This is a genomic window from Mesorhizobium sp. M0408 (assembly GCF_040321495.1).
Classification (GTDB): Bacteria; Pseudomonadota; Alphaproteobacteria; order Rhizobiales; family Rhizobiaceae; genus Mesorhizobium.
This window is the reverse complement of sequence record NZ_JAMYRO010000044.1, coordinates 1-16,202: the sequence shown is the minus strand read 5'-3', so window position 1 is coordinate 16,202 and position 16,202 is coordinate 1. Positions and strand designations below refer to the sequence as shown.

The 16,202-nt window shown below is 62.6% G+C and carries 20 protein-coding genes and 1 pseudogene; 5 read left to right on the top strand and 16 right to left on the bottom strand.

From position 1 onward, the window contains the following. Positions 1-64: 64 nt before the first annotated feature. From NKI67_RS31165 to NKI67_RS31130, 8 genes are all read right to left on the bottom strand, one after another. Positions 65-1,006, bottom strand: coding sequence for a sugar ABC transporter substrate-binding protein (locus NKI67_RS31165; protein ID WP_023675781.1), 942 nt, complete (start codon positions 1,004-1,006; stop codon positions 65-67). Between the two features lie 37 nt (positions 1,007-1,043). Continuing rightward, entirely contained in the window at positions 1,044-1,958 is a 915-nt protein-coding gene (locus NKI67_RS31160) for a sugar phosphate isomerase/epimerase family protein (RefSeq protein WP_352648609.1), read from the bottom strand. A 26-nt stretch (positions 1,959-1,984) separates the two neighbouring features. Then, the gene (locus tag NKI67_RS31155; protein ID WP_352648642.1) at positions 1,985-3,073 is read right to left on the bottom strand and encodes a Gfo/Idh/MocA family protein; all 1,089 of its coding nucleotides are present in this window, start codon (positions 3,071-3,073) and stop codon (positions 1,985-1,987) included. A gap of 50 nt (positions 3,074-3,123) precedes the next feature. Continuing rightward, positions 3,124-4,185: an ABC transporter ATP-binding protein gene (locus NKI67_RS31150; protein WP_352648608.1), complete on the bottom strand. Its 1,062-nt coding sequence runs from the start codon at positions 4,183-4,185 to the stop codon at positions 3,124-3,126. A 1-nt stretch (position 4,186) separates the two neighbouring features. Beyond that, a complete protein-coding gene (locus tag NKI67_RS31145; RefSeq protein ID WP_352648606.1) occupies positions 4,187-5,278 on the bottom strand; it encodes an ABC transporter ATP-binding protein in 1,092 nt (363 codons plus the stop codon). Then, a complete protein-coding gene (locus NKI67_RS31140; protein ID WP_352648604.1) occupies positions 5,275-6,234 on the bottom strand; it encodes a carbohydrate ABC transporter permease in 960 nt (319 codons plus the stop codon). Before NKI67_RS31140 ends, NKI67_RS31145 begins: the two co-directional genes overlap by 4 nt. After that, a complete protein-coding gene (locus tag NKI67_RS31135; protein ID WP_352648602.1) occupies positions 6,231-7,091 on the bottom strand; it encodes a carbohydrate ABC transporter permease in 861 nt (286 codons plus the stop codon). The genes NKI67_RS31140 and NKI67_RS31135 overlap by 4 nt, the downstream gene beginning before the upstream one ends. A gap of 78 nt (positions 7,092-7,169) precedes the next feature. Continuing rightward, positions 7,170-8,783: an extracellular solute-binding protein gene (locus NKI67_RS31130; protein ID WP_352648600.1), complete on the bottom strand. Its 1,614-nt coding sequence runs from the start codon at positions 8,781-8,783 to the stop codon at positions 7,170-7,172. A gap of 372 nt (positions 8,784-9,155) precedes the next feature. On the opposite strand from NKI67_RS31130, the gene NKI67_RS31125 reads away from it, so the two are divergent. The 3 genes and pseudogenes from NKI67_RS31125 to NKI67_RS31115 form a co-directional block, all read left to right on the top strand. Next, a complete protein-coding gene (locus NKI67_RS31125) occupies positions 9,156-10,187 on the top strand; it encodes a LacI family DNA-binding transcriptional regulator (RefSeq protein ID WP_352648598.1) in 1,032 nt (343 codons plus the stop codon). Between the two features lie 11 nt (positions 10,188-10,198). Further along, entirely contained in the window at positions 10,199-10,411 is a 213-nt protein-coding gene (locus NKI67_RS31120) for a hypothetical protein (RefSeq protein WP_352648596.1), read from the top strand. A gap of 21 nt (positions 10,412-10,432) precedes the next feature. Then, positions 10,433-10,579: pseudogene (locus NKI67_RS31115) on the top strand (SIP domain-containing protein); the annotation flags it as partial. Here NKI67_RS31115 and NKI67_RS31110 read toward each other — a convergent pair. The 3 genes from NKI67_RS31110 to NKI67_RS31100 form a co-directional block, all read right to left on the bottom strand. Beyond that, positions 10,576-10,998 carry an aconitase X swivel domain-containing protein gene (locus NKI67_RS31110; protein WP_352458313.1) on the bottom strand — a complete coding sequence of 141 codons (423 nt, stop codon included), beginning with the start codon at positions 10,996-10,998 and terminating at the stop codon, positions 10,576-10,578. The pseudogene NKI67_RS31115 and the gene NKI67_RS31110 sit on opposite strands and share 4 nt — an antisense overlap. Further along, complete coding sequence (locus tag NKI67_RS31105; RefSeq protein ID WP_352571255.1) at positions 10,995-12,245, bottom strand: aconitase X; 1,251 nt, start codon at positions 12,243-12,245, stop codon at positions 10,995-10,997. The genes NKI67_RS31110 and NKI67_RS31105 overlap by 4 nt, the downstream gene beginning before the upstream one ends. Before the next feature lie 184 nt (positions 12,246-12,429). Next, on the bottom strand, positions 12,430-12,681 hold the full coding sequence (locus tag NKI67_RS31100) for a hypothetical protein (RefSeq protein ID WP_023675770.1): 252 nt from the start codon (positions 12,679-12,681) through the stop codon (positions 12,430-12,432). A gap of 273 nt (positions 12,682-12,954) precedes the next feature. On the opposite strand from NKI67_RS31100, the gene NKI67_RS31095 reads away from it, so the two are divergent. Beyond that, positions 12,955-13,287 carry a hypothetical protein gene (locus NKI67_RS31095; RefSeq protein ID WP_023675769.1) on the top strand — a complete coding sequence of 111 codons (333 nt, stop codon included), beginning with the start codon at positions 12,955-12,957 and terminating at the stop codon, positions 13,285-13,287. A gap of 285 nt (positions 13,288-13,572) precedes the next feature. Here NKI67_RS31095 and NKI67_RS31090 read toward each other — a convergent pair whose 3' ends face one another. The 4 genes from NKI67_RS31090 to NKI67_RS31075 all read right to left on the bottom strand — a co-directional run bounded on the left by NKI67_RS31090 (position 13,573) and on the right by NKI67_RS31075 (position 15,174). Then, positions 13,573-13,806, bottom strand: coding sequence for a DUF2934 domain-containing protein (locus NKI67_RS31090; protein ID WP_352594170.1), 234 nt, complete (start codon positions 13,804-13,806; stop codon positions 13,573-13,575). A gap of 86 nt (positions 13,807-13,892) precedes the next feature. Next, the gene (locus NKI67_RS31085; protein WP_352648593.1) at positions 13,893-14,105 is read right to left on the bottom strand and encodes a hypothetical protein; all 213 of its coding nucleotides are present in this window, start codon (positions 14,103-14,105) and stop codon (positions 13,893-13,895) included. Positions 14,106-14,229: 124 nt separating this feature from the next. Next, positions 14,230-14,535, bottom strand: coding sequence for a DUF1236 domain-containing protein (locus tag NKI67_RS31080; RefSeq protein WP_023675766.1), 306 nt, complete (start codon positions 14,533-14,535; stop codon positions 14,230-14,232). A gap of 342 nt (positions 14,536-14,877) precedes the next feature. Further along, entirely contained in the window at positions 14,878-15,174 is a 297-nt protein-coding gene (locus NKI67_RS31075; protein ID WP_023675765.1) for a hypothetical protein, read from the bottom strand. Between the two features lie 167 nt (positions 15,175-15,341). Here NKI67_RS31075 and NKI67_RS31070 point away from each other — a divergent pair, with 167 nt between their 5' ends. Continuing rightward, complete coding sequence (locus NKI67_RS31070; RefSeq protein WP_023675764.1) at positions 15,342-15,617, top strand: hypothetical protein; 276 nt, start codon at positions 15,342-15,344, stop codon at positions 15,615-15,617. A gap of 51 nt (positions 15,618-15,668) precedes the next feature. Here the strand turns inward: NKI67_RS31070 and NKI67_RS31065 are convergent, their stop codons facing one another. Continuing rightward, the gene (locus NKI67_RS31065) at positions 15,669-15,968 is read right to left on the bottom strand and encodes a hypothetical protein (RefSeq protein ID WP_023675763.1); all 300 of its coding nucleotides are present in this window, start codon (positions 15,966-15,968) and stop codon (positions 15,669-15,671) included. Positions 15,969-16,202: the final 234 nt, after the last annotated feature.

Here is a 16,202-nt window from a genome sequence, read left to right as displayed (position 1 = left end):
ACTGTTTCGACCATATTTCTTTCAAGGTGACGGCCGCCGCATGCGCGGCGAGCGTCAATTTCAATCACTTGTTGTAGAGTTTCAGGATCGGTTCGACGCTCGACGCGTCGTAGAGGCTGAACGTGTGGATGTCGTAGCCGATCGGTTCGCCAGCGGCGGCCAGCCCGAGCAGCGCCACCGGCATGAAGCCCTGCGCCGAGGGAAACTGCCAGGCAGCCGCGTTGATGAACCCAGACTTCACTGACTCGGCCGTTTCCTTCGAATTGCCCCAGCCGACGACCGGGATCTTGCCGGCTGGCACGCCGGCGCCGTCGAACACCCGCTTGACGCTGGCCGCAACGGAATCGCCGAGCGCGATGATCGCCGGCGGGTTGTTGGCGACCATGTAGTCGGTCATCTTGGCGATGATGCCGGCCGGATCGGTGCCGCAATCGACCACGTCATATTTGATGCCGAGCGGATCGAAGACGCTGGCAATGCCTTCGGTCTCGAGCTGCTGGTAGCTGGCGCCCGGCACTTCGACCGGCAGGAACACTTTGTCGCCCTGCTTCACCATCTTGTGGTCGACCAGATATTTCGCCCAGATTACACCGGCTTCCTTAAGGTCGGCGCCGACATAGGCCTGCCGGCCGGTCGCCGGATCGTCGGTGTTGAAGAACACGATCGGGATACCGGCCGCCTTCGCCGCCTTGACCTCCTCGGTCCACAGGCCGGGCTGCGCCGAGGTCGTGGCGATGCCGTCCGGTTTGGCGGCGAGTGCCGAGTTGAAGGCTTCCTTCTGCGCCGCCATGTCGCCGCCGCTGAACGAGATCTTGCAGGTCACCTTGAGCTGGTCGCAGGCCTTGGTGGCGCCGGCATTCCAGTCGATCCAGAAGGCATCCGACGGGCCGCCATGCGACAGCAGGTAGAACGTCTTCTGAGCGTCCTGCGCCAGCGCCGGCGTACCCAGCGCCACACCGGCGAGAACCGTCGCCGCGGCAGCGATTTTCAACGCGAATTTCAACATTTCTCTTCCTCCCTTGTTTCGTAGCCGAACCGCGCCATCACAGTCCGTTGGCGCGGAATTTTCCGTCGAGGAATTTCTTGGCGCGCGGCACGTCGTCTTCCGAAAGATGCTCGATGATGACCGGGATGTTCGGATGCTTTTCGGCCAGCCGCTTGAGATAGAGGTCGTAATTCAGCGAACCGAGGCCGGGCGCCGGCAGCTCGATCTCGCCGACGCCGCGGAAGGTGTGGCTCTCCAGCGCGTCCTCGTCGCCGATGTCTGCGTGCTTTTCCGACTTGTCGCCGCCGGAACGCTTGACGTCCTTGGCGTGGGCAATCTTGATCTTGTCGGTCAATGTGTCGAACACCTGGTTCAGGATCTGGTCCATCCTGTCGATGTTGTGGGTTTCGAAATAGTTGGTCGGGTCCATCAGCAGGCCGAGGCCTGGGTGGTCGACCTGCGCGAACATCCTCACCGTCTCCTCGACCGAACCGACGACATTGTTGACATAGGTTTCGAGCAGGAAGACCGCGCCGTGGTCATAGGCGGTCTGGGCAAGGTCGGCGATGACCTTGCGGCATTCCTCAAAACCTTCCTCGGTCTTGTTCTTCGGGTGATGCACCCAGTCGGACTCGGTGTTGTAGGTACCGGTTTCCGAGATCACGTAAGGGGTGCCGAAATGGCGTGCGTTGCGGATGATCTCCTTCAAATAGCCGACGCGCCGCTCGCGCTCGCCCAGGTCCGGATGAATGATGTTGGTATAGCCCGATACGCAGCAGATCGGCAGATTGTGATCGCGAAACGTATCGCGGACGGTCTTGGCCTTGTCCCTGGTGATCTGCCCGGCCGACAGATCTATGTCCTTGAAATGCAGGTCGAGCTGCACGGCGTTGAAATCGAGCGCACGGATCTTCTGCGCGGTTTCCTTGAGGCCATACGGGAAATAACCCGTGAAAATACCTGCCTGCATCATGGTGTGAAGTCCTCCCTGTAAGTAATTCAGTCAGTTGATATTTCGGAAAGTTTGACTGTCCGGCCCATGTCGATCGAGCGATAGCCGGCTTCGACCAGCGCCATGGTCTTGACGTTGTCGGCGACCGAGAGCGCCGGCGGCTCGCCCGTCTTAACCGCGTGCTGGAGCTGCTCCATGACGCCGATGAAGGCATGCGGGAACCACATCGTATCCCATTTGGGTGTCACCCATTCGCCACCGGTGGTCTCGGTCGAGGCATAGGTCAGCGTCGAGGCAGAACCTGTCGGCCAGCCGATGGTGCCCTTGGCGACGCCCTTGGTGCCGTCGATGCGCCAATTGATGTGCTGGTCGTCCTTGTAGCCCTCCTGGCGCGGACCGGACCAGACATCCTCAAGCGATACGGCGAGCACGCCCGACGGGAACTTTATCGTCGACACGGTGATGCCGTCCGAATGATCGAAGCGGGTGCGCGGGTCCTTGCGAGTCAGGGTGGTGATCTCCAGGGGATCGCCGAACAGAAAGCGCAGTACGTCGAGATGGTGGACGCTCATATTGGCGAGCGTCAGCCGGTCATAGTCCTCGAGGAAGCTCTGCCAGTGCGGGATCGCATGCATGTCGATCTGGGCGAAAACGATGTCGCCGAGCGCGCCGCTGTCGATGATCTGCTTCAAGACGCGCATCGACTGGTCGTAACGCATGTTCTGGTTGACCGAGAGGATCTTGCCTGCCTTGGCCGCCTCGTCGCGAAGTTTGACGGCCTCTTCAAGGGACAGGGCCAATGGCTTCTGCGCCAGGATCGCCTTGATATGTGCCTGCTTCAGAGCATGGCGGATCAGCGCCGGCTGCTTGTCCGGCGGAAAGGCAAGATCGATGATCTCGACGTTCTTGTCCTCGATGAGCTGTTCCGGCGTGTCGTGGACGGTCGGTATATCCCAGCGCTTGGCGACCTTCTCGGCGCTGGCCTTGGTCCGCGAGGCAATCGCCACCACCGGAAAACCGGCTTCCTTGTAGGCGGCAAGGTGACATTCGGCCATGATCATGCCGGCGCCAACGCAGCCGATCCTGTATTCCCTGGTGCGGACTTTAACGTCCGGCTCGAAGCCGTTGCCCACCATTTCTTGGCTTGCCATATGTTCCTCCCGAAGCTCGTTCCTTGCAGCCGCCGTCATCGTGCCAAGGCTCCCCCGCTCTGTCCGAAATAATGCACCCTGCCCGGCTCGCAGGATATCACCACCATCGCGTCCGGCCTGATGTCCGGCTGGCCGCGTAACAGCGCCCGCAGACGCGTCTTTCCGGCGGCGAGCGTCACCACGGTGTAGCCGCCGAGCGGCTCGACCTCGAACACTCGCGCCGGGCGGCCCGCGCCGCCCTCCGACCAGGCCTTAACCTTGATGTCTTCCGGCCTGAGTCCAATTTCCACGGCATCGGCCGGGGCGCCGGTATCCGCGATGCGGATCGTGCCTTCCGCCGCCTCCACGCCTTCAGCGCCGTGCACCGACTTCAATATATTCATCATCGGCGAGCCGAGCAGCCGCGCCACATAGGTGCTGGTCGGCCGGTCATAGATCTCGGCCGGCGCGCCGATCTGCCTGATCTCGCCGTTCTCCAGTATGGCCATGCGGTCGGCGACCGACATCGCCTCTTCCTGGTCGTGCGTGACATAGATCAGCGTCTTGCCAAGCTCGCGCTGGATGCGCTTGAGCTCGACGCGCGTCTCCTCGCGCAGCCGGGCGTCGAGCGCCGAAATCGGGTCATCCATCAGATAGGCGGCCGGGTCGCGCACCAGCGCGCGGGCAATCGCCACGCGCTGCCGCTCGCCGCCCGAAAGCTGCGCCGGCGGCTTGTGCAGGATATGGCCGATATGCAGCTTGGCCGCGACGTCGGCGACGCGCTTTTCGATCTCGGCTTCGGCGACCCGGCGTTCGACCAGCGGAAAGCGGATGTTGTCGCGCGCGCTCATATGCGGAAACAGCGCCAAATTCTGGAACACCATGGCGACGTTGCGGTCGGCCGGCGACACTGTGTTGACCGGCTTTCCGCCGATCAGGATCTCGCCCGCGTCCGGGGTTTCCAGCCCGAGCACCAGACGGAGTATCGTCGACTTGCCCGACAGCGGCGGCCCGAAGAAGCAGAAGAACTCGTTGTCGTTGACCGTGAATGAGGCATCGTCGACGGCCAGCATGTTGCCGTAGCGCTTTGTGACATTGCGGAAAACGATATCGGCCATCTCAACCTGCTCTCAATGCAAGACCGGTGGCGGCGTCGAAGACGCGCACCGCCTCCGCCGCAGGCGCGACGACAGCTGTCTGCCCGATCGCCAGCCCAACATCATTGTCGAACACCGCCTTCACCGCAGTCTCGCCGTCGCCAAGGTGGATGATGGTGCGCGCGCCGATCCGCTCGACGAAACTCACCGGCATGGACAGGCCACGGCCACCTTCAGCCAGCGTCACCTGCTCCGGTCGAAAGCCATAAAACACCTCGCCGCGCATCCGGCGTACGGCATAGGCGATCTCGACCGGCAGCGGCGGTGTCACGCCGAGCGGGCCGAGATCGATGACCAGACCACGGTCGCTTTCCGCCGGCCTGCCCTTGAGCAGGTTCATGCCCGGCGCGCCGATAAAGCGGGCGACGAAGACATTGGCCGGATTGTTATAGACCTCGAGCGGCGTGCCGACCTGCTGCAGCACGCCGTGGTCCATCACCGCGATGCGGTCGGCCATGGTCATTGCTTCAAGCTGATCGTGGGTGACGTAGACCATGGTCTGCCGGAACTGCCGCTGCAACTGCTTCAGTTCGGTCCGCATCACCGCCCGGAAGGCGGCGTCGACATTGGAAAGCGGCTCGTCGAGCAGGAAGATCGCCGGCTCCATGATCGCCGAACGGCCGATCGCCACCCGCTGCAATATGTTGACCGACAGTCTGTCCGCCTTGCGGTCGAGCAGCGGCGTCAGTTGCAGCATCTCGGCAATGGCGTCGACACGGCGGCCGATCTCGGCCTTTGGTGCGCCGCGCATTTTCGGCCCGTAGGCGAGGTTCTGCCGCACGCTCATATGAGTGAAGATCGCATAGTTCTGGAAGACGAAGCCGACGCCGCGCCGCCCCATCGGCACGCCGGCCATGTCGCGCTCGCCAAACAGGATCTTGCCGCTGGTCGGCCCTTCCATGCCGGCGATCATGTTCATCGTCGTCGACTTGCCGCAGCCAGACGGCCCGAGCAGCGCCATGAACTCGCCGTCGGCAATGGCCAGGTCCATCGTCTTCAGCGCGGTGAAGTCGCCGAATTTCTTGACCAGGTTCTGCAGGTGGATGGTGCTCATGCCGCCACCTCGCGTACCCGGGCCATGCGTTTCATGGCAAACACCGCAGCGACGGACAGCACGATCAGTATGGCCAGCGCGATTGCCGCCACATAGCCCCAGATCAGGTCCTGGGTGGTGAGCTTGTAGATGTAGACGGAGATGGTTTCGGTAGCGACGCCGGGACCGCCGCCGGTCATGATGTAAAGCGTGTCGAAGATCTTGAAGTTCTCGATCACCCTGATCGCCAGCGCGATGATGATGATCGTCTTCATCTTCGGCAGCACGATGGTGACGAAGCGCTGCCACGGGTTGGCGCCGAGCAGCGTCGCCGCCTTGATCTGGTCGTCGGGCACGCCGACCAGGCCGGCAAGCAGGATCAGGAACATCAGCGGCGTCCACTGCCAGATGTCGGCGACCATGACGGCGATGAGCGCCAGCGTCGGGTCCGACAGCCAGGCGATGGTGACGGGAAAGCCTGAGATCGCAGACAGGATGTCGTTGACCGGGCCGCCTGACTGAAACAGCATGAAGAACATGTAGCCGGCCACCGCCGGCACCACCATCATCGGCATCAAGAGGATCGAGTAGAAGATCCGCTTGCCCGGAAACTCGTCGGCGAACAGCGTCGCCAGCGCCAGCCCGAGTAGGAACTCGACGGGCACGCAGACGATCATGACGATGGCCGTGCGCTTCAGCGCGATCCAGAAGCGCGCGTCGACGGCAAGGTCGGTGTAGTTGGCGAAATTGTTCCACATCGACCAGGCATTCCACCAACCGGTGCCCGAAAGCGGCGACCAGTCGGTCAGGCTGATGTAGAGCTGCATCAGGAGCGGGAAGACGGCGATGAACAGCACCAGGATCTGCGCCGGCAACGTCAGCCGGAAGCCAAGCTTTGCGCCTTCGTCCCGCAAGGCCGGCTTTGCCTGGACGGTCTCCATCATGTCCTCCGAAATCGTCGCAGTCACCGCGCTCATTGCTTGAGCGCCCCGAAGGTCAGCCCGCGCACCAGATGGCGCTGGATGGCGATGCCCATGATGACAGGCGGCACTGCGGCTATCAGGCCGAGGGCTGCCTTGGCGCCGTAGAGTTGGCCGGTCATCGAGGAGGACAGCGAGGCCATGTAGACAGGGACCGTCATCCATTCGCGCGTCGTCAGAAGCAGCGCAATCAGATAGTCCGACCAGTTGAGGATGAAGACGAACAGCGCGGCACTGGCCAGCGGCGCGCGCATCATCGGCAGCGTGATGCGCGTGAAGACGCGCCACCGCGAACAGCCCTCGACCAGTGCCGCCTCCTCGATCTCGCGCGGCATGTCGTCGAAGAAGGTCTTCATCAGCCAGAAGGCGAAAGGCAGCGTGACGATGCCGTAGATCAACGACAGCCCCCACCAGCTGTCGGTGAAATTGAGGAAGGCCCACATGATCATCACCGGGGTCATGACCGCCATTGGCGGAAACAGGCGAAGCTGGATCAGCGCCAGCGGCAGGTTCTGGCCCGAGCCGAAGCGCGACAGACCGTAAGCCGCCGCGGTGCCCGCCGACATGGCGGTTGCCGTACCGAATGTGGCCGACAGCAGCGACGACAGGATCGGCTTCAAAGCTGTGCGATCGAGGGCGACGATCAGATTGTTGGTCGATTCACCGAAAACGAAGCGGAAATTGCTGAGTGTCGGGTTCTTCGGCCACCAGGTCAGGTCGGCGCCGGTCGCCGACCATTCGGCGATCGGCTTGAACGCCATCGACACCATCCACAGGATCGGCACCAGCGTCACCGCCATCGCCGCAAGGATCGCGGCATAGCGGAATATCTCGAAAGGAACTGAACGCTTCATCTTGCGGCTTTGCTGGGTCCTTCGTTGCCGAGGGGAAGAGCGACCGCTCCTCCCCTTCTTGGTAAGATCCTGCGAGGATCAGGCGATCGGATCGAGGACGGTCGGCCAGGCCTCCTTGTTGGTCTTGATGGCTTCGAGAAGCTTCTCCTCGCCGGTGCGGCGGGCAATCTTCTTCCACTCGGCCTCGGTGTCGGCCATCGCCTGCTCGGCTGTCTTGGCCTTGGTCAGCGCGGCGACGAGGTTCTCGTCCAGCGCATTGTGGAAGGCGGTGGCGCCGGGATAGTTGATGGTGGGCACGGTGCGGGCGACCGTCTCTCGCACCACGTCCATGTGGTAGGCGTGATAGGTCTGGCGAACCAGCGGATCCGAGAAATCCGACAGCCGGAACGGATCGAAGTAGCCGCCCGGATTGGCGGTCATCCAGGCGTAGATGCGGCTTGAACCCAGCCACTGGAGGAACAGGTAGCAGGCCTCCGGGTTCTTGGCTTGCGAGGAAACCGACGCCGACAGATTGAGCCACAGCACCGACCGGCTGACCAGCTTGCCGTCGATCTCGCGGCCGGGCGGCAGCATCGAGCCGATCTTGCCGGTGACAGCTGAATCCTTGTTGCCGGCATTGTCGAGGAATTTCGGCAGATTGGAGAACGCGCAGGTCATGGCCGCGCCGCCCTTGGCGAAATTGCCGTACTGCTCCGGCCAGCCCCAGGAGATCGCATCCGGCGAATGATGCGAGAGCGACGCAATGTACTCGCTGGTCGCCGCGATACCTTGCTCCGAATTGATCAGCGGCTTGCCGGCATCGTCGAACAAGAACTGATTGGGCGAAGCCATTGAGACATAACGCTGATACCAGTTGGTGTAGCCCCAGCCCTGGTTGCGCAGATCGGTCGAGCCGAACAGGCCCTTGTCCGGGCGCTGGAAGAAGGCCGCGATCTCGTCATGCTGCTTCCACGTCTTCGGCGCCGCCAGTTCATAGCCGTATTTGTCGGAGAAGGCCTTCTTCTCGTTTGCGTCGCCGAACAGATCGGTACGGAAAACCCATGTCTGGAAGTCGCCATCCAGCGACACGCCATAGGTCGAGCCGCGATACTGATTGAGCAGCGAGACGCCCTTGGCGCCGTCGACATAGCCGCGCTCGGGATCGTCCCATTCCGGCTTGTATTGCGCGACGAAGTCGTCGAGCTTGAGGATGCCGCCGGTTTCGGCGAGGTCGCCAAGGCGGTTCCATTCGACCGCGTAGATGTCATACGCCCCACCCTTGGTGGAGATGTCCTGCATCGTCTTGGTGAATTCCTGGCCGTTCGGCACACCGACGATTTCCAACGGAATGCCGGTTTCCTTCTCCCAGAGATCCTTGATCGACGGCGCACCGGCCGGAAACGGCTGGGTCAACTGGCCGATCGAGCCGTCGGACAGGCCAAGCACGATCTTGGCCGGCGCCTTGCCGGCGCCCTTCATCGCCTTGGCCGCCTCGATGGCGCGGCCCTCGGGCGTGTCGGCGCCATACTGGTAGCGCTCCGAGCCGTCGAAGCCCGTCGGGCCACCGATCATGCCGGGCGCCAGGGCATCGGCCGCATAGGCACGGCTCGGGCGAATGAATTTCGGTGCGATACCTGCGGCGGCAACAAGGACTGCCGCCTTTCCACCGGACGCCAGCAAACGGCGCCGCGACACGCGGATCAAATTCGACATTGGAACTCCTCCCTCAGGGCCTTGTTCCTCCACGGCCCTTATGATGGATATTGACGTCACTATACGAAGCCTGTCAACATCATAAATAATCAAGACACATCATAACATCTCATAGGAGGGGAAGAATGGCGTTTATCAAGGCTCTCACACTGAAGCCGGTGCTTGAATTTGAGGGAGCCCGGCTGCCCACCTCCCCGCTTTGGTCTGCTTGGGCATTTTGGTGTAGCGCAGCGGCTTGCGCATCGGCCAAGGCCGGTTACATCATTTCCCATCAGAATCGCGGACGGCGATGAAGCCGCTCTCCGACGGTGGACCCATGAAATGCGTGATCTCGATGCGCCCCTGGCGCGTTTTGGAATGAGGTGATCGACAGTGCGGTCCACCCTGACAGACATAGCCCGGGAGGCCGGCGTTTCGGCCGCCACGGTCGACCGTGTGCTCAACAACCGCGCCGGGGTTCGGGCGCGCACCCGCGAGGTCGTGCTCGAAACGGCACAGCGGCTTGGCTATATCGCTGAAAATTCGAATAATCCGAGCTCGCTCAACGCGCTGCGCGGTGAGGTAATACGGCTCGATTTCGCCCTGCCCGCCGGCACCAATTCCTTCATCAAGATGCTGCACCGCCAGATCGAGGCGCAGGCGCAGGCGCGGCCCGACCTCGACGTCCGCGTCGCTACCATCGAAGGCTTCAATCCGGACCGGCTTGCCCGTCTGCTGCAGGAACTGCACGGGCAGACGCAAGGCGTCGGCGTGATCGCGCTCGACCATCCGACGGTCCGCGAGGCGATCCGCTCGCTTTCGGCCAGCGGCGTCAAGGTCGTCACCATCGCTTCCGACATCCTGCATGTGCCGAGGGTTGCCTATATCGGCATCGACAACCGCGCCGCCGGCCGGCTCGCCGGCTACCTGCTCAACCGCTTCATGGGCGCAGGGCGTCCCGGCAAGGTCGCGCTGTTCGCCGGTTCGCTCTCCTATCGCGGCCACGAAGAGCGCGAGATGGGCTTCCGCCATATACTGGCGGAAGAATCGCCCAATCTGCAGATCGTCGAGATGCGCGAAATGCTCGACGACCGGGAAAAAGCCTATTCGGAGGCCTCCGCCCTGCTCGACCGGCACCCGGACCTGGCCGCCATCTACAATGTCGGCGCCGGCAACACCGGCATCGCCCGCGCACTCAAGGAGCGCGGGCGCGCGCTGTCGACGGTCTTTCTCGGCCATGAGGTGACGGAAGGCACCAAGGAACTTCTGCTCGACGGCACGCTCGACGCAGTCATCGACCAGAACCCGCGCGTCGAGGCCCGTGAAGCGCTCAACACCTTGACCCATGCGGTCAGGGGCTTACCTTACGAACTGCACCAGCCACGGCTGCAGGTGATCTTCAGGGAAAGCATCCCGGAGATCTGAAAGAAGGGCCGATGCCGATCATAGATGTGCCGCCCAATACGAACAGCGCCTTCGTCTCCGCCGCCGGCGACGACCGTCTCGGCGGCCAGTGCCTTGAACCCGCAAGACGGCGCAAGGACAGACACGCCATCGGCAGCATAACCGTCATGCTGCCCGATCGAAACCAGCGCATCTGCCCGCGCCGGCTATCACTGCCGACCATGCCATTTCGCCCCTGTGGGTAAGCTTGCTCGCATTGGCCGACCGGTTCGGCGTTCGGCTGGTTTGCGGCCGAAGCGGCAGCCGCCACGACGGTACGCGAACACTGGCGCGGCACGCTGGCGCTCGGCCGCAACGAAACACTGGCGGCAGCCTACTGGCGGCGGGGCGCGGCGGGACTGATGGCCGGCTAGAGCTTGCTCACCATCGCTTGCGCATCTTCGCCCAGACCGATTGCGATCCGGTCGCCGGAGACAATGCCTGACATGTCGCAGACAACCAGCGGCATGCTGATTTCGTAGAGGAATTCGGCAACGATGGCGCCGACTGCAAGGATCGGGTCCGGCCGCTCCAGGATAATGCCGGCCGGCGCCGTGCCTCTGCGGATCGCTTCGGCCAGAACCGAAGACGAGGACGACGACCCTCGCCCGCTCGGCATCACCAGGATCTTGCCGGCGATATTGCCGCCTAGGTCCGGATGCGAATGGTCGATGATGTCGCCCGTTTCGACGTCGATCCCGCCCCAGAAGCTGAGCGCCTGCGAAAGCACCAGCGCTGGGCCTTGTGCCGAGCCGGCAAGGTGGAATGTACCGGTTCTGGCCGGCGTCTTCATGGCGCGCCTCGCACGACGCGGCCGGCCGCAGCCGAGCGGACGCAGTCTTCCATGTCACCGAAGGCCACCGAGACACCGATATTGCCAGGTGCGTAATGCGCCCATTTGCCCGAATTGGTCATCACCACGCCATCGAGACGCTCGAGGATCGACGTGACATAGGTGCAGGTGTCGGTGACCGGAACGAGGCCGAAGGCTTCCATGCCGGCCAGTGCGCCTTCGTCCTGCAGCCGCGTCAGCGTCGCGCGCCCTGTGTTGACATAGATTGGGACACCCTTGCCTGGACCGACTTCGCGCAGCAGCGGCAACAGGCGCATCCACTCTTCATGGGAGAAATGCGGCGTGCCTAACGACACGGCTGCAAGCTGCACGCCGTCGGGGACGCTCGACAGCCTGGCCAGCGCATGGTGGATGTCAGCGCGAGAGATCCGGATTTTTTCCTCCGGCGCCAGGCCGTGCAACGCCTCATCCGGCGTCTTCGCCTCCGGCGTGATGCCGACGGCATGAAACAGCGCCACGGCACCCGTCGTTGCCGCCGCCGCCCCCAGCGCCTTCAATTGGTCCTCGTCGCGCGGCTGCGGCAGGCCCGATATGACAGGGATGCGGTCGCGAGCCCTTTGCCCGATGATCAGCCCGACGCCGACAAACAGAGCGTCGCTTGGCTCGAAAGCAGCGTCAGTCAGCTCGAACAGGACCTGGCCTCGTCGATTTTCACTCAGATGCAGCCCCCATGCCGGCGCGCGCCCGGTCATTGCGCAGCACAAATCGATAAAATCGCCATAGCGGTTGGTCCGCGCCCCGATCACCGAATTGGCAAAGACGATGGCGTTGGACTCACCCCAGGCGATCTGCTCGCCGAACCTTGGCCGGAACCGGGTCTGATAGGGTGCGCAGGTGAAGGTCGCCTGGCAGCCGAGTTCCAGATGCGCCTTCATCAGGCGTCGCGCCGGCGTTTCTTGCGACACCGGCATCTTCACCAATCCGGGATGGATGAGGTCGAACGAACCGACGTTCAGCGTCGTCGGCACCCGAACGCGGCCGCCGCCCTCGATCAGCATTTCGACGAAATCGAGGCTGGCCTGGCCGTGATAAAGGCAGCCGTCGATATGGGCACCGGCAATGTCCAGCAATTTGCGCGCGCCGACCGCCTTCGCGAAAGCGACCAGGATCTTCATGGCGGCAGCCGCTGCCGAGCCTTGCTCGCCATGCAGCATCGACTGGTCGCCGGCCGTCAATTCCAGCGTCATCGGCAAATTCCCGAGCCCACACTATGCCGATCGAGCACTCCCTGATTGCGGAGCGTCTGGCAAGACAGAGCTTTGGATCTCTTCTACTTCGCGGCGATCAGCGGACCAGACGTTCACAGCTCATCGCGAAGCAAGAGAGTCGCGAAGCACGGTCGCAGAGCGGGCGATCGCCGCGGAAACGACGCTATTCCTTCTGGGGCACCCCGTCGACTGCCCCGTCGCCATCTGCAGAATGCGGCAGGATGCCGAAGTCGCGCGACTTGGTCCCATGCGCCGCCGTCAGGAAACCATCGGCTGTGAGGCCTCGCCTCAAAAGTTCCCGTACCGCGGCCGACCGGCTCGGCATGCGCTTGTCGAAGCGCCAGTTCTCCAACGCCGCCAGTTCATCGGCGGTCAGCATGATCTGCAATCGTTCCGGGCGTTCCAGTTCGGACATCTCGGCCTCCAGTCATACCAGGCTAAAACTAGCTGAGTTAGCATGTTCCTAATTCTTCGTAGAGTTAGGTATGTTGGCAGAGTACGTCAAGATCTCCAGATGCGTGATCCGTGCAGAAATCCAATGAAGCGGATCAAGCATCAACCGCACAATCGACAAAATACACTAACTATTTGATACTAAATGATTTTTCAAGATTTTCGCTTGTCAATCGCCGACTCTGGGCGCATGGTGAAAGCGAGGGATAAACCGCTCCTGAAGGGAAGGTTTTCCATGCGCTACGGATTTTCGGTTCGCCTGCACGAAGACGTCAGTTCCCGAGTTCGGGCTACATTGCGGTCCGGGATTGCCATCAATCTGACTGCTGTCGCCGAAGCCGCGCGACTGCAGAACCTCGCCGAGAATGTTGCGCGCGAAGACATCGAATGGCTCGTCATGCAAGCAGCCCAGCTCTACGGGGCGGCTATCGAGTTCGACGGCTTCGCGGAAACCGATCTGGCGGAGTTTGCGTGCCCTCAGCTGATGCAAAGAAGCCCCGCCGTGGGCTGGGACGCCTTGGAAGACGGAGCGTCCGCTTCGCCGGATCCTGGCCGTCAAACACACTGAGGCGCGTGCTCGTGTGAGCCCCGCCCTGCTGCCGCCACGTGCAAGGCGGTAAGTAGCCCGCCATTGGGATGGCGGGCTTGGCGCCGACGAATCTCGCGCCTGAATATGAGCTCTGCACTGGCAGGCACGAGGAATGGCTGTTGCCATTGCCTGGGCAGGGCAGTTCCGCCGTGACCGGACCGATCCGGACAAGGCGGCCGGGCCTATACCATGAACGTAGCCTATAATGGATCTGAATTCTGCCGTTTGGACGCGTTCAATCCAAGTCTGCCTAAATCCGCTCGTTCACGCTTTGCGTGGTCGCGCCTTGGGTTTGCTTCCGTCCTTGGTGACGGGCGCCGGCTTAGGCTGGCGTGCTTTCGGCTTCGGCCGGCTGGCGGTCTTCTCTTTCGCGGCGATTTCCGTGTCGATTTCTGTGGTAGCCTGATCCCAATGCTGCTGATGCGCCCCATCGGGCCTGCCTGCCTGTTCCCAGATCGCGTGTGCCCGCTGGCGAATCCGTTCCTGCCTGTCCGTCACTGATACCTCCGTCGGCTCGGTTCATGCGTAAGCAACGCTGTTCTAGCTGAAATTTCGACCCGCGTCTTGAGGCGCAGGCAACACCGTCATTGAGCCTCTCTGTCACACAGGACAGCGACGCCAAGGAGCGCCGCCTTCTTGATGATCAGCCCTTCAAGGTCGGCGTCCGAGCGCTCGGTTCCGGTGCGTTCGCGCAACAGTACTATCGCCGCCTTCATCGACAGCAGGCCATCGCCTCGTTCAGCAAGCAGTTTGTCGACGGCGGCGGCCACGTTGACCGGCTCGACATGCGGCAGCATGGGAATGGCTCCTTTCCTTGTTTCGAGACGACAGCGGCTCCATCCCGATCGCGCGGGATGGAGCTCTGATTTGGTTATTAGACCGTGACCTTTCCAAACCCGGTTCGCGGTTTGGCAACGCCGATCACTCGATGACCTGCACTATCTTGCGGGTGCCTGGGTCGACGAGCACGGTGCGATTGCCGACGACGACGTATCTGTACCGCACGTCTGGAACATCGATCGGTTGCAGCTCGACCGTATCGGGCAACGTGGAACCGATATTGAGCTCCACCCCCAGAAGACTGATCGACGCAAGCGGGTGCTTGTGGACGTATTCGCGGATGACCGTCTGCTGTTCGGGCGTGACAATCACCTGGTCCGCGGTGGCCACGCCGACGCCGGCAAGCAACGCCAATCCCGCCGCAGCAGGAACAAGGTGGATTTTCATCGTCTACTCCTGTTGTTACGGGCCTCGCCCTTACAATTGCGACGCGGCATTCCGGTCGAAGCGGCGAACCCTCTAGGCAAACGCCCACGCCACCTTGTTGTTCCGTAAGTGGCGGCTAATCGAACACCGGTGAAGTGCCCGCGCGATGCGGCGAATGGACTGCGAATGAACTGCGGTGGCCCGCGTCGCAAGACGCGGGCCGATCGGTTTCCCGATCAGCAGCGATACCGGAGGGGGGTGATATCTACTGCGTCTGAAATAACATTTAGGACAAGCTAATGTTCCTAAGCGAGTGCAACAAACCTGCCGGCGCAAGCGGCGCGAAGTTGCCGCTCGTCGCTGCTACTGCTTTGGCGGCTGTGGCGGCACCTCGCCGGGCTTGATCACCGGGGTCTTGCCCTCATCCGGCGGTGGCGCCGCCATGCCCTGATCGCCCGTTGGCGGGGGCTTCAGCACCCCACCGCATGGCTCGAGCGTATCGGACAAATTGTTGCCGGCCGGCTTCTGCTGCTCGCTGTTCTTGTCGGGCAGCTCGACTTTGCAGCGGTCGGATTGCGCCTGTTCGCCCGGCTGCGCGGCCGCCGGCACCGCCAGCAGCAGCGCACCTAGCATATACGGCAAGAAAATGAGCGGTCTCATGTCGAGCTCCTTTCGCGCCAGTATCTTCTGAATGTGAAGGCGGGCAGGCGCGATTGGTTCCGTCGTGCGGCAATGCGCCCGGACCGCAGCGGCCCGGAACCGGCCGCCAGACTTATGAGTTCAACCACTGAGCCAATTCAGGGCCCCTGACATTATGGAGAACCGCGATGAAACCGCGCAGGAAAGAACGAACCGACGACGAGACGGAGAGCCCGACGATCCAGCAGCAGGACTGGGACGCCATCCGGAGCGGGAGAATCCTCCCTGACGGCGTGCCGCAAAACGGCGATATTCGCTACGACGTCGAGAAAAGCGGCGAACTGCCGGAGGAGGACGACGATAACGCTTACCAGGAAAGCGACGAGGCCTTGCCGGACGACACCGATGAACGCGTCATTTCGCGCGATCTCCAACGGGAAGGTGGTCCTTTCGACGAGGAATGAGCCACCGCCTTCCGCATTCTGCATCGGCGGTCGGATGAAAAACCCTTGCTTTCAGTCCGGGAGGTCGAAGACCGGATCCTGGCAGCGATAGACCGGACATTGACCGTCACGCGTCTTGATATAAGCGGCGCGCGGCACCTGCGGCCAGTCGCATTCATTGCCGAATTGGCGGACGTATCGATCGTAGGTGTTCTGGCCGGTGGTCAGCACCACCGAGCGATGCCTCTGGATCAGAAGCTGTGTCTGTTCGCACGTCATCGCGCGGCTGTCCGGCCGGGCGTGGGCCGTCGCGGCAAACAGAAGCGCCCCGGCTGTCAGGACTGCCGCTTGTGTCAGGACCTTGGCAAGCATGACACCATCTCCCATGCCTAACGCGCATCTTGGTCGGGCAGCGCCGGATCGAGCCGCCCTGTCGCGAAAGAAAGATCGTACAGAATGCGAGGGAAAATGCAAAAAGCCCGGCCCCCCGTTGGGGGGGGGGGGGGGCCACAGGAGGGGACTTTTTTGTGGGGGGTGGGGGGGGGTCTGCGCCGGAACCCGCCCCCCCCCGCGGCCCCGCATTTAGAATACCGCGGTGTGTTTTAA

Excerpts from the sequence above, each read along its gene's own strand:
- NKI67_RS31165 (WP_023675781.1), bottom strand. The coding sequence starts at position 1,006 with ATGTTGAAATTCGCGTTGAAAATCGCTGCCGCGGCGACGGTTCTCGCC.
- NKI67_RS31160 (WP_352648609.1), bottom strand. The coding sequence starts at position 1,958 with ATGATGCAGGCAGGTATTTTCACGGGTTATTTCCCGTATGGCCTCAAG.
- NKI67_RS31155 (WP_352648642.1), bottom strand. The coding sequence starts at position 3,073 with ATGGTGGGCAACGGCTTCGAGCCGGACGTTAAAGTCCGCACCAGGGAA.
- NKI67_RS31150 (WP_352648608.1), bottom strand. The coding sequence starts at position 4,185 with ATGGCCGATATCGTTTTCCGCAATGTCACAAAGCGCTACGGCAACATG.
- NKI67_RS31145 (WP_352648606.1), bottom strand. The coding sequence starts at position 5,278 with ATGAGCACCATCCACCTGCAGAACCTGGTCAAGAAATTCGGCGACTTC.
- NKI67_RS31140 (WP_352648604.1), bottom strand. The coding sequence starts at position 6,234 with ATGAGCGCGGTGACTGCGACGATTTCGGAGGACATGATGGAGACCGTC.
- NKI67_RS31135 (WP_352648602.1), bottom strand. The coding sequence starts at position 7,091 with ATGAAGCGTTCAGTTCCTTTCGAGATATTCCGCTATGCCGCGATCCTT.
- NKI67_RS31130 (WP_352648600.1), bottom strand. The coding sequence starts at position 8,783 with ATGTCGAATTTGATCCGCGTGTCGCGGCGCCGTTTGCTGGCGTCCGGT.
- NKI67_RS31120 (WP_352648596.1), top strand. The coding sequence starts at position 10,199 with ATGCCGATCATAGATGTGCCGCCCAATACGAACAGCGCCTTCGTCTCC.
- NKI67_RS31110 (WP_352458313.1), bottom strand. The coding sequence starts at position 10,998 with ATGAAGACGCCGGCCAGAACCGGTACATTCCACCTTGCCGGCTCGGCA.
- NKI67_RS31105 (WP_352571255.1), bottom strand. The coding sequence starts at position 12,245 with ATGACGCTGGAATTGACGGCCGGCGACCAGTCGATGCTGCATGGCGAG.
- NKI67_RS31100 (WP_023675770.1), bottom strand. The coding sequence starts at position 12,681 with ATGTCCGAACTGGAACGCCCGGAACGATTGCAGATCATGCTGACCGCC.
- NKI67_RS31095 (WP_023675769.1), top strand. The coding sequence starts at position 12,955 with ATGCGCTACGGATTTTCGGTTCGCCTGCACGAAGACGTCAGTTCCCGA.
- NKI67_RS31085 (WP_352648593.1), bottom strand. The coding sequence starts at position 14,105 with ATGCTGCCGCATGTCGAGCCGGTCAACGTGGCCGCCGCCGTCGACAAA.
- NKI67_RS31080 (WP_023675766.1), bottom strand. The coding sequence starts at position 14,535 with ATGAAAATCCACCTTGTTCCTGCTGCGGCGGGATTGGCGTTGCTTGCC.
- NKI67_RS31075 (WP_023675765.1), bottom strand. The coding sequence starts at position 15,174 with ATGAGACCGCTCATTTTCTTGCCGTATATGCTAGGTGCGCTGCTGCTG.
- NKI67_RS31070 (WP_023675764.1), top strand. The coding sequence starts at position 15,342 with ATGAAACCGCGCAGGAAAGAACGAACCGACGACGAGACGGAGAGCCCG.
- NKI67_RS31065 (WP_023675763.1), bottom strand. The coding sequence starts at position 15,968 with ATGCTTGCCAAGGTCCTGACACAAGCGGCAGTCCTGACAGCCGGGGCG.